Here is a 17190-nt window from a genome sequence, read left to right as displayed (position 1 = left end):
GGGCTGGCGCTGTCACGCAGGCAAACCCTGATGAGGCAACGACCATGCACGACCTGCAGGAACTGATCGACAACAACGCCCGCTGGGCCGACGCGATCAACCAGCGCGACCCCGACTTCTTCGCCAAGCTGGCCCGCCAGCAGACTCCCGAATTCCTCTGGATCGGCTGCTCCGACGCCCGCGTGCCGGCCAACGAAATCGTAGGCATGCTGCCGGGCGATCTGTTCGTCCATCGCAACGTTGCCAACGTGGTGCTGCACACTGACCTCAACTGCCTGTCGGTGATCCAGTACGCGGTGGAAGTACTGAAAGTGCGGCACATCCTGGTCACCGGCCACTACGGTTGCGGTGGCGTGCGCGCCGCCATGCAGGATCGCCAGCTGGGCCTGATCGACGGCTGGCTGCGCTCGATACGCGACCTGTATTACGAAAAGCGCGCCGAGCTGGCCAAGCTGGACAACGAAGAGGCCAGGGTCGACCGCCTGTGCGAACTGAACGTCATCCAGCAGGTGGCCAACGTGGCTCACACCAGCATCGTGCAAAACGCCTGGCACCGTGGTCAGGAACTGTCGGTGCATGGCTGCATCTATGGCATCAAGGATGGCCGGTGGAAGAGCCTGGACACCACCATCAGCGGCTTCGCCCAGCTACCGCCGCAGTATCGGTTGCGGGCGTTGGAGTAGTAGCGTTTACCAGTTTGACACGGCCCCTTGCAGGGATGGTCAAGGAATGAAAAAACTGCTTCTGGCTGCAAGCCTTCTGATAAAGGCCACTGCCCACGCCGACGAACGCGACCTGTGGATGTTCGCCCAGTGGGCTGGCGACCATCACACGCGTCCCTTCCGTGAAATGCTGGTGGATGCCCGCCTTTACGGCATAGTGCCTATCCATCAGCTGCTGCGTTCGGCTTCGGACTGGAAGCTGTGCCACGCGTCCCCCTTCGCCGTGCCGCCTGCCAGCAACTGGCCGGCAGTGCGTTCTACGCTCTCGCTGATCAAGGCGCTCGACGACCAGGGCATCCTGCGCCAGTTCGAGGTGGTTTCGGCCTATCGAGACCCACGCCTGAACGTCTGCGCCGGCGGGGCGGCCAACAGCGCCCATACCCGGGCGTTCGCCGTCGATATCCTGCTACCCGACTGGGCGGACCCGAACCCGCTGTGCCGTTTCTGGCAGCAGTATGGCCAGGCCTGGAACATGGGCTTGGGGCGCTATCCGTCCGGGCGTATTCATGTGGATACCGCGGGTTACCGTACCTGGGGTGGTAACGGCCGTGCAGGTTCGTCGTTCTGTATCAAACCCAGATGAGCCAGGCAGTTCCTGCATTCGCCCATCACCCACGTGGCGAAGCGCTGGCGCTTGCCGTCGTCTTCCAGCGGCTGAGGGCTGAGCAGGTGGTAGGCCGAGCCGTCACGCACAAAACCGAACGGCGCCTGCAACTGCCCGCTGTCGAGTTCGTCGCGCACCATGAGGGCTGAGGCCATGGCCAGGCCCAGGCCGGCGCTGGCGGCCTGAATCGACAGGTAGAAGTGCTCGTAGTCGCTGCGCTCGGTATGCCGGGCCTGCTGGCCGCTCAGGCGCAGCCAGTTGGGCCAGGCGCCGGGGCGGGTGGCGCTGTGCAGCAGGCGTTGGCCTTCAAGTTGGGTGGGGGCGGTGGGGTGGCAGACCGGGCCGATCCATTCGTCGCAGATCTTCTGGTTGTACAGCTGCTTGTCCCAGTGGAAGTCATCGCGGCGAATTGCCAGGTCGACACCACTGCGGGCGAAGTCCAGTGGCCCGCCTGCGGCCACCAGGTGCAACTGCAAGTCGGGATGGGTGGCATGGAAGCGGGGCAGGCGCGGGATCAGCCAGCGCATGGCGATGGTCGGCTCGCACGACAGCACCAGCACGTTGTCGCGGGCCTGTTGTTGCAAGCGCTGCACGGCGCCTTCGAGCTGTTCGAAGATTGTCTGGGTGGTGCCCTGCAAGGCACGGCCGGCAGGGGTGAGGAAAATGGCCCGGTTGCGGCGCTCGAACAACTCCACACCAAGGCTTTCCTCAAGCAGGCGCACCTGGCGGCTGACTGCGCCATGGGTGACGTGCAGGTGCTCGGCGGCGCGCACGAAGCTCTCGGTTTCGGCGGCGATGTCGAAGTAGCGGAAGGCATTGAGTGGCGGCAGTTTCATGGCATCCCTGTTTGCCTGTGCTGGCCTCTTCGCGGGTAAACCCGCTCCCACAGGTGATGCGCCGCCCTCAGGTTTGGTGAAGTCCCTGTGGGAGCGGGTTTACCCGCGAAGAGGCCAGCACAGGTTCTATGTATCTGTGAAGAAAGCTATCAGATTTGCTTCACTATAAATCGATTTTTCCTGGGCTATAAGCTCTCGATAATTACATGGTCTGTGCATTTCCATCGCCTATCGAGAGCCACCAGCATGACCGAACTCATTGCCGTCGCCCTGTTCACCCTGCTTGCCGTCATCAGCCCCGGTGCCGACTTCGCCATGGTCACCCGCAGCAGTTATGCACAGGGCCGCAAGGCCGGGCTGGCTGCTGCCGTGGGCATTGCCCTGGGAGTGCAGGTGCACGTCCTGTACACGGTGCTGGGCATCGCAGTGATCATCAGCCAGAGCCCGGCCCTGTTCCTGGGCATGAAAGTGCTGGGCGCGGGTTACCTGGTCTACCTGGGTTACCAGTCGCTGACCAACACCCGGCGCATCAGCCTCGACGGGGTTGCCGCATCCGCCGCCAGCGTAACGCAGGCCCTGCGCACGGGCTTTCTGACCAACGCCCTCAACCCCAAGACCATGCTGTTCGTCATCAGTGCCTTCACCCAGGTGGTGCAGCCTGGCAGCTCGCTGGCGCTGGATTTTGCCTACGGCGCTTTCATGTCCGTTGCCCACTGGCTGTGGTTCAGCCTGGTGGCGGTGTTCTTCTCCAGCACGGCATTGCGCAAGGCGATGATCGAGCGGCAAAGGCTGGTGGACCGGGTAATCGGTCTGGCGTTGATCGGGTTGGGCCTGGCAGTGGCGGTGACCGGCATGCGTTGAGGTAGCGATTGCATGCCCTGTGGGGGAGGGGGCAGGCCTGTGGTATTTTTCGCAGGCAAAGAAAAAGGGCTTACCTTGCGGTAAGCCCTTCGTCTTGTTTGGTGGCTACACAGGGACTTGAACCCCGGACCCCAGCATTATGAATGCTATGCTCTAACCAACTGAGCTATGTAGCCGATGGCGCGCATTATTCTCTTGAACGGCCCCCCTGTCAACACTCATTTCAAAAAAAATTTACACGCTTTCAAAAACTTAGCGGCCAGGCCCCGGTTCTGCCTTGCCCAACGGCATGTCGCCGGCTTTCTGCTGCCCGCTGCGCCAGCCATCGGTGGCCTTGAGGTCGGCTTTCTGTAACGGGCCGATACGCCCGCCATCGAAGGTTACCCGCTCGCCCGCCGATACAAGGCGCTGTTCGCCACCCTGGATAACCATGGCCTTGCCACTGAGCACCACCAGTTCGTCATGCCCGGCATGGCGGGTGACCTGCAGGCGGGTACCGAACACCTGGATGCGCGCATCGCCCACTGTCACCTCCATGGCCCGGCCGTCGAGCATCACTTCCAGGTATACCCGGCCCTGCACCAGCTGCAGCTGGCGCGTGCGGCCGCGCAGGTCGGCGTTCATCGCGCTGGCGCTGCCCAGGTGCAGGGTGGTGCCATCGGCCAGGCGGATACTGCGGCGTTCACCTGCATCGGTGTGCAATTCGCTGCCCAGGCGCTGCATCAGCGGCCAGTACAGGTAGGCTGCAGCGCCCAGCCCCAGCAGGAATAGCAGCGCCAGCCATTTGCCCATGTGGCTGCGGCGCGTGTTGAGCTGCCGAGGGCGGGGGCGGTCAGGCTGCAGCTGATTGGCGAGCATCGGGCTCATGGGTTCGATCTGCTCGCGATAGGGGCCGTTTCGCCCAACGATGACAGGGGTATGGGTCAAGGATGCTAATTATATTGATAACCATTTTCAAGTGCGTCACGACAGAGGGATAAAAAAGGTAGCTATGTATCTATTTGTTTCCCGATAATCGGATCCCAAACTGCTGACGGAGATTCAGGCACATGGCTATCAGTAGCGCCTCCACGGCGCCCACCAGTGCGGCGGCGAGCCAAGCCACGCCGCTGGTGATGCGCATCATCGGTTTCTGCGCCCTGGCGCACCTGATCAATGACCTGATCCAGTCGGTGCTGCCGGCGATCTACCCGATGCTCAAGGCCAACTACGACCTGAGCTTCGCCCAGATCGGCATGATTACCCTGACGTTCCAGATCACCGCCTCGCTGCTGCAGCCTTGGGTCGGCTTTTTCACCGATCGCCGACCGGCGCCGAACCTGCTGCCGCTGGGCACCCTGTGTACCCTGGTGGGTATAGTGATGCTGGCCTTCGTCGGCAGCTTCCCCATGATTCTGCTGGCCTCGGCGCTGGTGGGGATCGGCTCGTCGACCTTCCACCCGGAAACCTCGCGTATTGCGCGCCTGGCCTCGGGCGGGCGCTTCGGCCTGGCCCAGTCGACCTTCCAGGTCGGCGGCAACACCGGCTCTGCGCTGGGCCCACTGCTGGCGGCGGCCATTGTCATTCCGTTCGGCCAGAGCCACGTGGCCTGGTTCGGCCTGGCTGCGCTGTTCTTCCTCGGCGTCACCCTGATGCTGCGTGGCTGGTACAAGGAGCACCTCAACCAGGCCAAGGCGCGCAAGGCAGTGCAGGCGACCCACGGCATTTCCCGCGGGCGGGTGGTCGCGGCGCTGATCGTGCTGGGCCTGCTGGTGTTCTCCAAGTACTTCTACATGGCCAGCTTTACCAGCTACTTCACCTTCTACCTGATCGAGAAGTTCGATGTGTCGGTGGCCAGCTCGCAGCTGCACCTGTTCCTGTTCCTCGGTGCGGTGGCGGCAGGTACCTTCTTTGGCGGGCCGATCGGTGATCGCATCGGGCGCAAGGCGGTGATCTGGTTCTCGATCCTCGGCGTGGCGCCGTTCACCCTGGTACTGCCGTATGCCGACCTGTTCTGGACCACCGTGTTGAGCGTGGTGATCGGCTTTATCCTGGCTTCGGCGTTTTCCGCGATCGTGGTGTATGCGCAGGAGCTCGTGCCGGGCAGCGTGGGCATGATTGCCGGGATCTTCTTCGGGCTGATGTTCGGCTTTGGTGGCATCGGTGCGGCCTTGCTGGGGTATGTGGCGGACCTGCGTGGCATCGAGTACGTGTACGAAGTGTGTTCGTTCCTGCCGTTATTCGGGTTGCTGGCGGTGTTCTTGCCAAGTACCGGCAAGCGCTGATATTGCCGGGGCTGCTTTGCAGCCCATCGCCGGCAAGCCAGCTCCCACCTCGACCGCATCGGCCTCAAGCCATGCGCAATCCCTGCAGGAGACTGGCTTGCCAGCGATGGGGCCAGTACAGGCAGTACAAGTCAGTTGCACCCGCCTTGACCTCATTGGGCTCAGGCTGGTGCAATCCCTGTGGGAGCTGGCTTGCCGGCGATGGGGCCAGTACAGGTAGTACAAGTCAGTTGCCCCCGCCTTGACCTCATTGGGCTCAGGCTGGTGCAATCCCTGTGGGAGCTGGCTTGCCGGCGATGGGGCGCGCAGCGGCCCCCGACGATTGACGGCCTGACACCCTTGGCCTAGAGTCCGCCTTTCCCCAACCACCTGCGTAGTAGTCAAAGCAATGTGCCGTACCCAGTCCCTGCCAAACGCCCGCCAGCCTGCCTTCCAGGCCCTGCGTCGCGCGTGGCCGAGCGATACGGTGCTCAAGCGTCGCCGCAGCGTGCTGTTTGCCTTCACCTTCTCGCCACACCTCGCCTGAACTGATCTGCGCTTTCGCGTCGCTCGCCGCCCTGGCGTGCGCGCCTGTGTCTGCACGTCTTTTCGGTTTGCAAGGAGTGGTACATGAACATGCGTTTGCTGGCGGGCCTGTTGTTCGCCGTTTCGGTCGTGGGTTTCAGTTTGGGGGCCAGCCTGCCGCTGGTGTCGTTGCGCCTGCACGAAGCCGGTGCGAGCACCCTGGAAATCGGCATCATCTCGGCCATCCCCGCTGCGGGCATGATGCTCTCGGCGTTCCTGGTCGATGCCTGCTGTCGCCACCTCACCCGGCGCACCATCTACCTGCTGTGCTTCAGCCTGTGCACGCTCAGCATTGGCTTGCTCGAGTCGGCGTTCGGCTCGCTGTGGCTGCTGGCGCTTTTGCGCCTGGGCCTGGGGCTGGGCATGGGTATCGCCATCATCCTCGGCGAGTCGTGGGTCAACGAACTGTGCCCGGAGCACAACCGCGGCAAGATCATGGCCCTGTACGCCACCAGCTTCACCGGCTTCCAGGTGCTCGGCCCGGCCATGCTGGCGGTGCTGGGCGCCGACAGCCCGTGGATCACCGGTGTGGTCACCGCCTGCTATGGCCTGGCGCTGCTGTGCATCGTGCTGACCGTGCCCAACGACCATGTGGAACATGAAGAGGGTGAAAAGAGCTTCGGCCTGGCCGGTTTCTTCCGTGTGGCGCCGGCGTTGTGCGTGGCGGTGCTGTTCTTCTCGTTCTTCGATGCCGTGGTGCTGTCGCTGCTGCCGGTGTATGCCACCAGCCATGGCTTTGCCGTGGGCGTGGCGGCGCTGATGGTGACCGTGGTGTTTGCCGGTGACATGGTGTTCCAGTTGCCGCTTGGCTGGTTGGCCGACCGGGTGGAGCGCACCGGGCTGCATCTGGTATGCGGGCTGCTGGCGATGGCGATCGGTATCGGCCTGCCCTGGCTGCTGAACCTGACCTGGCTGCTGTGGCCGCTGCTGGTGCTGCTGGGCGCCGTGGCAGGGGGCATCTATACCCTGGCGCTGGTGCTGATCGGGCAGCGCTTCAAGGGGCAGGACCTGGTTACCGCCAATGCCAGCGTGGGCTTGCTGTGGGGTGTGGGTAGCCTGGTCGGGCCGCTGGTCAGCGGTGCGGCGATGGATGTGGCGCCGCATGGTCTGCCCATCGCGCTGGCGCTGATGGCCGGGTTGTTCGTGTGCTTTGCCCGGCAGTCGTACCGGCGCGCGGGGCGGTTGCGGACGGTGGCGGACTGACGTCCTCCAGGGCTGCGCAATACCTGTGGGAGCGGCCTTGTGTCGCGAAAGGGCCGCAAAGCGGCCCCAGCAATCTGGCCGGCGCAGTTGAAACCCTGGGGCCGCTTCGCGGCCCTTTCGCGACACAAGGCCGCTCCCACAAGGCGACCGTGTTGCCCCGTCAGAAACTCCCGCGCAAGGTCACCGACACATTGCGCGGCTCCCCCCAGTAGTACCCCGTCGCCGTGGTACCGATCTGCCGGTAGTACTTCTTGTCGAAGATGTTGTTGGCGTTCAGTTGCACTGAATAGTTGTCGTTGATGCGATAACCGAGCATGCCGTTGTACACCGCATACCCCGCCTGGGTCGCCTTGGCCGTGCCGCTTTCGGAATAGATATCGCTCTGCGCCTGCACGCCGCCGCCAATGGTCCAGGCATCCAGCGTGCCCGGCAGGCGGTAGCTGGTGAACAGCCGCAGCATGTGCTCCGGGTCGGTGGTGCGGATCGCGTTGCCATTGGTGGCTGCCGAGTTCTTCAGGTACTCGGTGGTGTTGTAGGTGTAGCCACCGGTGACCTGCCAGCCCGGCAGCACTTCGCCGGAAATCTCCAGGTCGATGCCCTCGCTGCGGCTCTTGCCCGAGGCGATCTTGCAGCGGCCGGTGGTGCCGTTGCAGCCGATCTCCGTGGACATGTCATCCACCGGCGTACCCACCTGGTTGATACGGAAAAACGCCAGGCTGGTGTTCAACCGGCCATCGTAGAACTCGCCCTTGATGCCCGTTTCGTAGGCTTCGCCGATGATCGGGTCGAGCACCGAGTTGTTCTTGTCCACCACTGTCTGCGGGCTGAATATCTCGGTGTAGCTGGCGTACACGCTGAAGTTGTCATTCAGGTCGTAGATCAGCGCCGCGTACGGCACGATCTTCTCGTCGACGCTGAACTTGCCGTTGGCTCCGGTGTTGTTTTCCTGCTCGTAGTCATACCAGTTGGCCCGCGCGCCGATGATCGCGGTCAGCGGTTCGGCCAGCGAAATGCGCCAGGTGGCGTGCGCGGCTTGCTGGGTGGTACGGGTGCGCACCGGGTGTGCGGTGATGTCGATGTCCGGCTCGGGCAGGCTGGTTTTCGGGTCCCAGTAGCGGATGTCGTACAGCCCGGAAATCACCCGGTTAGTGGCCGACGCGTAGGAATCGTTGCGAATCCGTTCGACGCCGACCATCAGCTCGTGGGTGCGACCAAACAAGTCGAACGGGCCGTTGAGGGTGGCGCTCAGGTTGTTCTGCAGGCTCTCGCCGCCGTCGCCTTCGGTAACCTGGTATCGCATCAGGTACGGGTTGCCGGTGGGGTTCAGGTTGGCCGGTGCGCGCTCCATGTAGGTTTGCTTGAAACCATGGTCGTCCAGCTCGAAGTGGGTACGCAGGGCCATCAGCTTCAGCGTCCAGTCGTTGTCGAAGCGGTGTTCCAGTTCGGCAAAAGTGTTCAGGTTGCTGCGGTCCCAGCGGTTCCAGTCGGCGCCCAGGTAGGTGCTGCGGCCGAAGGGCAGGGGGGCGCCGCTGGCGTCGGCGGGCAGGTTGCCCCAGGCGCCAGCGGCGTCGAGCTTGGTCCACTCGACACCGGTGGTCAGCGTGGTGCTGTCGTCCAGGTCGAAGGCCAGCGAGCCGCCGAACGCTTCCTTGCGCTCCATGCGCGAGTCCTGGAACAGGTCGCGGTCGTCATGCACGGCGATTACCCGCCCGCGTACGTTGCCGGTTTCGGTCAGCGGGCCGGAGATATCGGCCACATAGCGCTGGGCATTCCACGAGCCCAGGGTCACGCTGCCCGTAGCCTGGAAGTCATGGGTCGGGCGCTTGCGCACCAGGTTCACCGTGCCCGACGGGTTGCCGGCGCCACGCAGCATGCCGGTGGCGCCGCGCAGCACTTCGGCGCGGTCGATGAACGCCGAGTCGGTCTGGATGAACGAACCGCCACCGCTGCTCTGCACCACGGTGGCGCCGTCATACTGGATGGCATCGATGGCAAAGCCACGCGAGTAGTACTGCACTCGCTCGCTGTCGGTGTAGTTGACCACCACGCCGGGTGTCTGCTCCAGCAGGTTGGTCAGGTTGGTGATGTTCTGGTCATCGATGCGCTGGCGGGTTATCACGCTGACCGATTGCGGGGTATGGCGCAGGGTTTGCGGCATCTTGCCGATGGTCACTTCGCCGGTAGTGTAGGAGCCGGTGTGCTCGGTGGTTTCGCCCAGGCGGTCGCTGGAAATGCTGGTCGCGCCCAGCTCAAGGGCGTTTCCCACATCCAGCGCCGGGATCAGCAGGAAGCTGGTTGCGCTTTCCTGCTGGACCTGCACGTTGCTGCCCTTCAACAGGATCGATAGTGCCCCTGCACTGTCATGCCGGCCCTGCACGCCGCGGGTGGTCTTGCCCTGCAGGCTGTTCGCGTCGAACGACAGGCTCAGGCCGCCCTGGCGGGCCAACTTGTCCAATGCCGGGGCCAGCGGGCCGGCCGGGATGTTCCAGTCGGTCTGCTGGCTCTGGCTGGCCGCTGCAGCCTGGGCCATGGCCGGGAAGGCACCGCCAGCTGCCAGGCCAAGGCCGAACACGGCCGCGCGCACGGCACGGCGCAGCCTGTCGTTGCGAGGGGAACACGGGGCAATCATGAAGCGCTCCTGAAGGTTGTGAAGACCACTTTTCGGGTTTTGTTCCTTCAGGCCGGGCGAGAATGAGATTCCACCTCATTTATTTTTGGAAATTTTTCAGGCCGCACCGATGCTTACCCAAAAACGCGTGCGGTAGTCGACCCGCACCGGCAGGCTGCGGGTGAGTAGCTGCAGGATCTGCCCGGTGTCGGCCAACTGGTAGGTACCGGACACCTTCAGGTCTGCCACTTCGGGGGCACAGCGCAGCAGGCCCGGGCGGTAACGCGCCAGCTCGGCGATGAACTCGCCCAGCGGCATCTGTTGCACGCTGAGCACGCCGTCGGTCCAGCCCCAGGGGTCGCCGTGCAGCGTCACCGCCTGGAAGCTACCGCTGGCCCACACCTGCAAGGTTTCGCCTGGCAGCACCCGACGTGGCGAGGCCGAGGTGGGGAACAGCGTGACCTCGCCCCGGCGTACCGCCAGCAACAGGCCCTGGTCGTTCTCGCGCAGCAGCAGTTGGCCGTCGAGGGTGGCCAGTTGGCCAATGCGGGTGTCGATGCGGAACTGGCGGTTATCGTTGGGGTTGCTGTCCAGGCTCACCTCGCCACGCACCAGTTGCAGCCGGCGCTGCTCGGCGCTGTAACGCAGGTCGATGGCGCTGGCGGTATTTAGCTGGATGCGGCTGCCATCGCTGCCTTGCAGCTGGCGGCGTTCGCCGGTGGCAGTGCTGCTGTCGGCCAGCAGCTGGGGTATGCCCAACGGTTCGCGCGCGGCCCAGCCCAGGCTGCCGCCCACGGCCAGCACGGCCAGCAGCTTGAGGTGGTCGCGGCGGCTGATGCGCTGGCGCTGGCTGCCATCCAGAGTGCGGCGGCTCAAGCCCTTGGGCAGCCCGGCCAGTTCGTCACTGAGGTGGCTGACCCGCTGCCAGGCCAAGGGGTTGTGCGGATGGCTGGCCAGCCAGTGCTGGAACTGCTGCTCGGTACGCGGGCAGGGGCTGTCGAAGCGCAACTTCACCAGCCAGTCGATGGCCTGGTCGACCTGCGCTTGCGCGGGCGCGCTGTCAGGCGTCGGCATAGCGCAACCGGTAGCAGACGCCCAGGGCCTTGGCCAGGTCCCGCTCGATGGTGGCCCGCGACACACCCAGGCGCAGGGCGATCTGCACGATGCTCAAACCATCGAGCTGAGCCAGCAGGAAAGCCTGGCGGGCACGCGGTTTCAGGTGGTGCAGGGCACGGTCGAGGCGCGCCAGGGTATCCAGGATGACCAGTCGATCTTCTTCGCTGGGCACTTCGGCTTCGGGGAGGTGAGCCAGGCTTTCCTGGTAGGCCCGTTCCAGCGCGCGGCGGCGGAACTGGTCGATCATCAGGCCACGGGCGATGCTGCTGAGGTAGGCGCGTGGCTCCTTCAGCGGCGAAAGCTGGCGGGCCCGCAACAGCCGCACGAAGGTATCCTGGGCCAGGTCGGCGGCGTGCTCGCTGCAACCGACCCGGCTGCGCAGCCAGCCGCTGAGCCAACGGTGGTGGGCCTGGTATAGCAGAGCGACCTCGGTCGGCTTGAGCGTGTCGTTGATCTGCATCTTGGCGAAGGCCCGGTCCTGTGGATATATGCGATTGTGAATAGTTCTCAATTCTATGCGGGGACGATGGCGCGGAGCAATGGCACGCCAGGAATTAGCCGCGCAAGAACCGGCGTTTGCCCGATGAACGGCTGCACTAAGCTGGACCTGCAATCGACTTGATGGAGGTGCCATGATCCGGGCCGACCTTTCGCCTGACGCGTACCGCGAGGCCACCGAATACCTGGCGGCGCTCGACCCGGACTGGTCGCGGCATATCGCGGCGACCGGGCCTTGCCTGCACCAGGCTACGCCGGGGCGTGAGCCTTACGAAGTGCTGGTACGGGCGATTGCCTACCAGCAACTGCATGCCCGTGCTGCCGAGGCAATTCTTGGGCGCTTGCTGGCGTTGTTCCCGGAGGCTGCGTTCCCGGGGCCGGAGCAGTTGTTGGCGGTTACACCAGAAACCATGCGCGCCTGTGGTTTTTCCGCGAGCAAGATGGCGACGATCCAGGTTATTGCCCAGGGCCGGCTGGATGGCCTGGTGCCGAGCCGGGACGAGGCACTGGCCATGGCTGACGACGCGTTGATCGAACGGCTGGTGGCATTGCGCGGGGTAGGGCGGTGGACGGTGGAGATGTTGCTGATCTACAGCCTGGCGCGTTCGGACGTTCTGCCGGTCGACGATTTTGGCGTGCGCGAGGGGTATCGGCGGCTGAAGGGGCTGGACAAGGCGCCGACGCCGGCGCAAATGCGTTCGCTGGGTGGCGGCTGGCGGCCATACCGTACCGTGGCGGCCTGGTACCTGTGGCGGGCCTGAGGTCTTGCACCGCCTGTGCCGGCCTCTTCGCGGGTAAACCCGCTCCCACAGGTACTGCATAGACTTACAAAGCTGTGGAAGTGCCTGTGGGAGCGGGTTTACCCGCGAAGAGGCCGGCACAGGCAACAACCTATCTGGACATTTACCAATGAACCCCTACACCACCCCCGACCAACGCTGGCAAGCCGTAGAATCCCGCGAAACCGCCGCCACCGGCCACTTCGTCTACGCCGTGCGCACCACTGGCATCTACTGCCACCCCGGTTGCAAATCGCGCCTCGCCAAGCGAACCAACGTCGAGTTCTACGACACCCCAGCCGCCGCCGAAGCCGCCGGCTACCGCGCCTGCAAACGTTGCACCGCCACCACCACCAGCGCCGCCCGCCACAGCCAGCTGGTCACCCGCGCCTGCCGGCTGATCGAAGCCAGCGACCCTGCGCCCAGCCTCGATCAACTCAGCGCCCAACTGGCCGTCAGCCCTTTCCACCTGCATCGCCTGTTCAAGGCCGAAACCGGCCTCACCCCCAAGGCCTACGCCACCGCTTTCCGTGCCCGGCGCCTGCGCGCGCACCTGGAAGATGGCCAGCGCTCTGTCACCGATGCCATCTATGACGCCGGCTACAACTCCAACAGCCGTTTCTACGAAAGCGCCGACCAACGCCTGGGCATGCGCCCGCGGCAATATCGCGCCGGCGGCGCCGGGGCAACCATCCACTTCGCCCTCGGCCAGTGCTCTCTGGGCGCGATCCTGGTGGCCCAGAGCGAGAAGGGCATTTGCGCGATCCTGCTGGGCGACGACCCCGAGGCCCTGCTGCGCGACCTGCAGGACCAGTTCCCCAAGGCCCACCTGGTCGGCGGCGACAGTGCCTACGAACGGTTGGTCGCCGAGGTAGTGGGCTTCGTCGAAGCCCCGGCGCTGGGCCTGGCTTTGCCCCTGGATGTGCAAGGCACTGCGTTCCAGGAGCGGGTGTGGCAGGCCCTGCGCGAGGTGCCGGCCGGCAGCCGGGTCAGCTACACCGACATCGCCGAGCGCATCGGCGCGCCCAAGGCGGTGCGTGCGGTGGCCATGGCCTGCGCGGCCAACCACATCGCTGTGGCCATCCCTTGTCATCGGGTGGTGCGCCGCGACGGCGACATCAGCGGCTACCGCTGGGGTGTCGAGCGCAAACAGCAACTGCTCAAACGAGAAACGGCACTCTCCTGATCGTGTGAAGCCGCGTAGAATCCCCCGCCAAATCGAATTGTAAAGAGGAATATTCGATGAGGCGTGTCAGCCTTGCCCGTTTTTGCCCAGGCCTGATGGTTTTCATGGCCCTGATGCTGGCCATTGCCAGCCCGGCCTGGTCGGCCCCGGCCACGCCGTTGTCCAATCTGGCGGTTGCCGAAGCGAACGTGCTGGATGAAAACGCCAGCATCGAGCAGTTGAGCGATCGACTGGACCAGATCCGCCAGGGTGTCACCAGCGAGGCCAACGACGATCTGCTGTCGCAACTGCGCCTGGGCGCCATGCAGGTCCAGCGCCAGGCCGATGCGTTAAGTGCCCTGCGCACCACGGATGTGGAGAAAGTCGACGACAAGCTCAAGGTCATCGGGCCGGTCCAGCCGGACGAGGCCGCCACCCTGACCCAGCAGCGCAAGGAGCTGGAGGCCGAGAAGAAGGCCTTGGTAGCCCAACGGGACCAGGCGACCAAGCTGACCCAGTCGGCCCGCGACCTGTCCACGCAAATCGTCAACCTGCGCCGCAGCCAGTTCAACTCGCAGATCACCAGCCGCGCGGCCTCACCGCTGAGCCCGGCGTTCTGGCAGAGCATCATTCGCCCCACCCAGGACGACGTGGCACGCCTGCGTGACCTGCGTGGCGAGACGGCCGATGCCATCGGTAGTGCCTTCAGCGCCGAAAATCGCTGGCTGTTCATTACCAGCCTGGTGGCGGCAATCCTGGTCTGGACCTTGGTGCGCCGCGTGCTCGAGCGCCTGCTGGCCGACGCCATGGTCAGCTGGCTACCCGAAGGCCGCCTGCGCCGCAGTGCGTTGGCGCTGGGCGTGAGCCTGGCAACCCTGGGTACCATCGCCGGTTCGGTCTCGCTGCTGCGATGGGGGCTGGAGAGTAGCGCCGAGCTGGGCGCCGATATTGCCAGCCTGGCCAACCATGTACTTGCCCTGGTGGTGTTCAGCGCCTTCATCACCGGCCTGGGCCGCGCCATGCTGATGCTGCAACGCCCGTCCTGGCGCCTGCCGCCGATTCACGACGAAGTGGCCAGCGCCCTGGGCTGGTTCCCCAAGGTGCTGGCGTTGGCGCTGATGGTCATGATGACCATGGAACGCATCAACAGCGTGATCGGTGCCAGCCTGGCGCTGACCGTGGCGGTCAACGGCCTGACCGCGCTGGTAGTGGCGGTCACCTTCGCCGGTGCGCTGCTGCGTTACCGCCGCACCCTGCGCAAGCATGACCTGGAGCGCCCAACGGGCCTGGCCGGGCTGATCCCGTTCGTGATGGTGATCTGGCTGACGCTGATCCTGCTGGCCCTGCTCGCCGGTTACCTGACACTCGCCTACTTCCTCACCGCCAAGCTGCTGTGGGTCAGCCTGGTGATCACCTGTGCCTACCTGCTGACCACGTTCTTTGGCGACCTCTGCGAAACCCTGCTGTCGCCCCGCCAACCCGGCGGCCTGGCGTTGGCCTCGACCCTTGGCCTGGCGCCACGTCACCAGGCCCAGGCCAGCACTATCCTGGCCGGCATCGGCCGCACCGTGGTGCTGTTCCTGGCGTTGTTGCTGGCACTGATGCCATCGGGCACCAGCCCCAGCGAGCTGCTGCTGAGCCTGGGTGATTGGGACGAGACCGGCGGCAAGCTGCTGGGCAACATGAACATTGTCCCCCAGGACATCCTGTTGGCAGTGGTGATGTTCCTCGGCGGCCTGTTCGCCATCCGCGTGGTCAAGCGCTGGCTGAGCGATCGCCTGCTGCCGGAAACCGACATGGACGCCGGCATGCGTGCCTCGCTGGTGACCCTGGTGGGTTACCTGGGCTTCATCTTCCTGGCCATGCTGGTGATGTCGACCCTGCGCATCAACCTCACCAGCCTGACTTGGGTGGTCAGTGCCCTGTCGGTGGGTATCGGTTTCGGCTTGCAGCAGATCGTGCAGAACTTCATCTCCGGCCTGATCCTGCTGACCGAGCGCCCGGTCAAGGTGGGCGACTGGGTCAGCCTGGCGGGCGTCGAGGGCGACATTCGCCGTATCAACGTGCGCGCCACCGAGATCCAGATGTCCGACCGCTCGACGGTTATCGTGCCCAACTCGCAGTTCATCTCGCAGAACGTGCGCAACGTGACCATGGGCAATGCCCTTGGCGTGGTCGGCATTACCCTGACCATGCCGCTGGAGACCGATGCCAACCGCGTACGTGAGCTGCTGCTGGCGGCTTACCAGGAGCACGAGGCGATTCTGGATGCGCCGGCCACCTCGGTCACCTTCAAGGACCTGACCAGCAGTGGCATGGTGATAGGTGTGAGTGGTTACGTGGCGGGGCCGCGGCAGGTGTCCGGTACGCGCAGTGACCTGCTGTTCACCATTCTTGGGCGCATGCGTGATGAAGGTATTGCCCTGTCGTCGCCGCAGAGCATGGTGTTGGTGCAGGAGGGCGCTCGCTCGGCTGACGAGTCGGTGTGAAGCCAATCGCCGGCAAGCCGGCTCCCACAGGTACTGCGTATGGCTAGAAGTCGACGCGGTCCTTGTGGGAGCTGGCTTGCCGGCGATTGGGCTGCAAGGCAGCCCCAAACCTCAATGCTGCTTGGCCTGCCTGATCCTCAGCAAAATCACCAGCAACACCAACAGCACCGGCGGCGCCATGGCCAACAGCCCATCCCGCGCCGTCAGCCCCAACCCCAGCACATTCAGCCCGCCATACAGCAGCTTGAACAGGTTCAGCAGGTAGTAGGTGATGGCAATGATCGAAAGCCCCTCCACCGCCCGCTGGATCTTCACCTGGGCATCAGCCCGGGCATTGAGGCTGCGCAGGATCTCGGCGTTCTGCTCTTCCATTTCCACCTGTACCCGCGCCTGCAACAGGTCGCCCAGGTTGGCCACGTTCTTTGCCAGCTGCTCCAGGCGCTGCTCGGTGGCCGCGCAGTAGCGCACGGTCGGCTTGAACCGGCGTTCGATGAACACCCCCAGGCGCTGGCAGTCGCCCACATGGCTTTCCCGCAGCTCGCCCAGGCGCTCGAACACCAGTTGCGCATAGGCTTGTGTGGCGCCGAAGCGGTGGCGGGTTTTCACCGTGCGGCTGACCACCTGGCGTGACAGGTGGGCAATGGCCTCCAGCAACCCTTTGGAATCATGGCCATCGACCCCGGCACTGCGCTCCGAGAGGCTGACCAGGGTCTTGTCGAAGGCATCCAGGTCCTGGCTCAGGTCCTTGGCCGTGGTCAGGGTCAGCGAGGCCATCATGCGGTAGGTCTCGATCTCCAGCAGACGGCGGATCATGCGGCCCTGGCGGTAGGCATTGAGGCGACGGTTGATGAACAGGAAGCGGTTGGTGCCGTCTTCGGTCAGGCGAAAATCGCTCCACACCACCGCATCGCCACCGCCGACGCAGGAGCCGCACGGGTCCTTGAAACCGTAGTGGGGCAGGTCCAGTTCGTGTTCGTCACGGACCAGCACCTGCACCGCGTTGATCACTTGCGCCGCTTGCGGAGCGATAGCTTCGGCCAGCACCGGCGGCAGCGTTTGCCACTCGGCGTCGGCGGCAGTGCAGGGCACCACCAGGGTCAGGGTGAAGAACTCGGTGTGCCGTTCCCACTTGAACGGATGGCCATCCAGGCGGGTGATGCCTTGGGCGGCTGCGGTGTCCAGGGCATCCGGGCAGCAGCGTTGCAGCAGTGCCGCACAGGCAGCATCGCCGCCGAGCAAGGCCAGGTGGAAGACATGCGCCGGGCCGTCGAAATACAGCGACGGGCGGGCGTGCAGCTCGTTGTGCAAGGCGGTGCGTTCAGGGTGCATGGGTGGTCCGGCCTGGTGTTGTGATTGTGGGGGTACCAGGAAGTGGGACTTTGCAGGGGGCGGGGAAAGTCACGCGGGCGCAGAGTTTTGTGTCGCCTGTACCGGCCTCTTCGCGGGCTTGCCCGCTTGTATGGTTAGACTTGAAGGGGTGG

The 17190-nt window shown here is 64.7% G+C and carries 14 protein-coding genes, 1 tRNA gene and 1 pseudogene; 9 read left to right on the top strand and 7 right to left on the bottom strand.

Going from position 1 to position 17190, the window contains the following annotated elements:
* The first annotated feature begins 44 nt into the window (after nt 1-44).
* Entirely contained in the window at nt 45-683 is a 639-nt protein-coding gene (gene can / locus RYH74_RS23830) for a carbonate dehydratase (protein ID WP_025337641.1), read from the top strand.
* A gap of 46 nt (nt 684-729) precedes the next feature.
* Nucleotides 730-1305, top strand: coding sequence for a D-Ala-D-Ala carboxypeptidase family metallohydrolase (locus RYH74_RS23825; protein ID WP_317410325.1), 576 nt, complete (start codon nt 730-732; stop codon nt 1303-1305).
* Here the strand turns inward: RYH74_RS23825 and RYH74_RS23820 are convergent.
* Nucleotides 1245-2162, bottom strand: a complete 918-nt coding sequence (locus RYH74_RS23820; protein WP_317410323.1) for a LysR substrate-binding domain-containing protein — start codon at nt 2160-2162, stop codon at nt 1245-1247. The two genes, RYH74_RS23825 and RYH74_RS23820, sit on opposite strands and share 61 nt — an antisense overlap.
* Nucleotides 2163-2408: 246 nt before the next feature.
* Here RYH74_RS23820 and RYH74_RS23815 point away from each other — a divergent pair, with 246 nt between their 5' ends.
* Nucleotides 2409-3023: a LysE family translocator gene (locus RYH74_RS23815; RefSeq protein WP_075043724.1), complete on the top strand. Its 615-nt coding sequence runs from the start codon at nt 2409-2411 to the stop codon at nt 3021-3023.
* Between the two features lie 99 nt (nt 3024-3122).
* On the opposite strand, the gene RYH74_RS23810 is transcribed toward RYH74_RS23815, so the two are convergent.
* Nucleotides 3123-3199 (bottom strand) — tRNA-Met (locus tag RYH74_RS23810).
* Nucleotides 3200-3299: 100 nt separating this feature from the next.
* A pseudogene (locus tag RYH74_RS23805) lies at nt 3300-3890 on the bottom strand (FecR family protein); the annotation flags it as partial.
* A gap of 182 nt (nt 3891-4072) precedes the next feature.
* On the opposite strand from RYH74_RS23805, the gene RYH74_RS23800 reads away from it, so the two are divergent.
* From RYH74_RS23800 to RYH74_RS23790, 3 genes are all read left to right on the top strand, one after another.
* Entirely contained in the window at nt 4073-5287 is a 1215-nt protein-coding gene (locus RYH74_RS23800) for an MFS transporter (protein WP_023661338.1), read from the top strand.
* Nucleotides 5288-5675: 388 nt separating this feature from the next.
* Nucleotides 5676-5813, top strand: a complete 138-nt coding sequence (locus tag RYH74_RS23795) for a hypothetical protein (RefSeq protein WP_166674214.1) — start codon at nt 5676-5678, stop codon at nt 5811-5813.
* A gap of 83 nt (nt 5814-5896) precedes the next feature.
* Nucleotides 5897-7054, top strand: a complete 1158-nt coding sequence (locus RYH74_RS23790; protein ID WP_317410322.1) for an MFS transporter — start codon at nt 5897-5899, stop codon at nt 7052-7054.
* A 160-nt stretch (nt 7055-7214) separates the two neighbouring features.
* Here RYH74_RS23790 and RYH74_RS23785 read toward each other — a convergent pair whose 3' ends face one another.
* The 3 genes from RYH74_RS23785 to RYH74_RS23775 all read right to left on the bottom strand — a co-directional run bounded on the left by RYH74_RS23785 (nt 7215) and on the right by RYH74_RS23775 (nt 11238).
* Nucleotides 7215-9683 (bottom strand): TonB-dependent siderophore receptor, encoded by a 2469-nt coding sequence (locus RYH74_RS23785; protein ID WP_317410321.1) that lies wholly within the window; start codon nt 9681-9683, stop codon nt 7215-7217.
* Nucleotides 9684-9779: 96 nt separating this feature from the next.
* Nucleotides 9780-10736 carry a FecR domain-containing protein gene (locus RYH74_RS23780; protein ID WP_317410320.1) on the bottom strand — a complete coding sequence of 319 codons (957 nt, stop codon included), beginning with the start codon at nt 10734-10736 and terminating at the stop codon, nt 9780-9782.
* Nucleotides 10723-11238 (bottom strand): sigma-70 family RNA polymerase sigma factor, encoded by a 516-nt coding sequence (locus RYH74_RS23775; protein ID WP_317410319.1) that lies wholly within the window; start codon nt 11236-11238, stop codon nt 10723-10725. The genes RYH74_RS23780 and RYH74_RS23775 overlap by 14 nt, the downstream gene beginning before the upstream one ends.
* 172 nt (nt 11239-11410) lie before the next feature.
* Here RYH74_RS23775 and RYH74_RS23770 point away from each other — a divergent pair, with 172 nt between their 5' ends.
* The 3 genes from RYH74_RS23770 (at nt 11411) to RYH74_RS23760 (ending at nt 15709) form a co-directional block, all read left to right on the top strand.
* Entirely contained in the window at nt 11411-12037 is a 627-nt protein-coding gene (locus RYH74_RS23770) for a DNA-3-methyladenine glycosylase family protein (protein ID WP_075043728.1), read from the top strand.
* Nucleotides 12038-12185: 148 nt separating this feature from the next.
* Nucleotides 12186-13241 carry a bifunctional DNA-binding transcriptional regulator/O6-methylguanine-DNA methyltransferase Ada gene (gene ada / locus RYH74_RS23765; RefSeq protein WP_317410318.1) on the top strand — a complete coding sequence of 352 codons (1056 nt, stop codon included), beginning with the start codon at nt 12186-12188 and terminating at the stop codon, nt 13239-13241.
* A gap of 56 nt (nt 13242-13297) precedes the next feature.
* A complete protein-coding gene (locus RYH74_RS23760; RefSeq protein ID WP_286918823.1) occupies nt 13298-15709 on the top strand; it encodes a DUF3772 domain-containing protein in 2412 nt (803 codons plus the stop codon).
* A gap of 111 nt (nt 15710-15820) precedes the next feature.
* On the opposite strand, the gene RYH74_RS23755 is transcribed toward RYH74_RS23760, so the two are convergent.
* Nucleotides 15821-17038, bottom strand: coding sequence for a DUF3422 domain-containing protein (locus tag RYH74_RS23755; RefSeq protein WP_317410317.1), 1218 nt, complete (start codon nt 17036-17038; stop codon nt 15821-15823).
* Nucleotides 17039-17190: the final 152 nt, after the last annotated feature.

Origin of the sequence: Pseudomonas sp. LSJ-87 (genome assembly GCF_032971465.1) — a bacterium.
GTDB lineage: Bacteria > Pseudomonadota > Gammaproteobacteria > Pseudomonadales > Pseudomonadaceae > Aquipseudomonas > Aquipseudomonas putida_Z.
The sequence above is the reverse complement of the archived record's forward strand: the minus strand, read 5'-3'. Positions and strand labels throughout refer to the sequence as shown.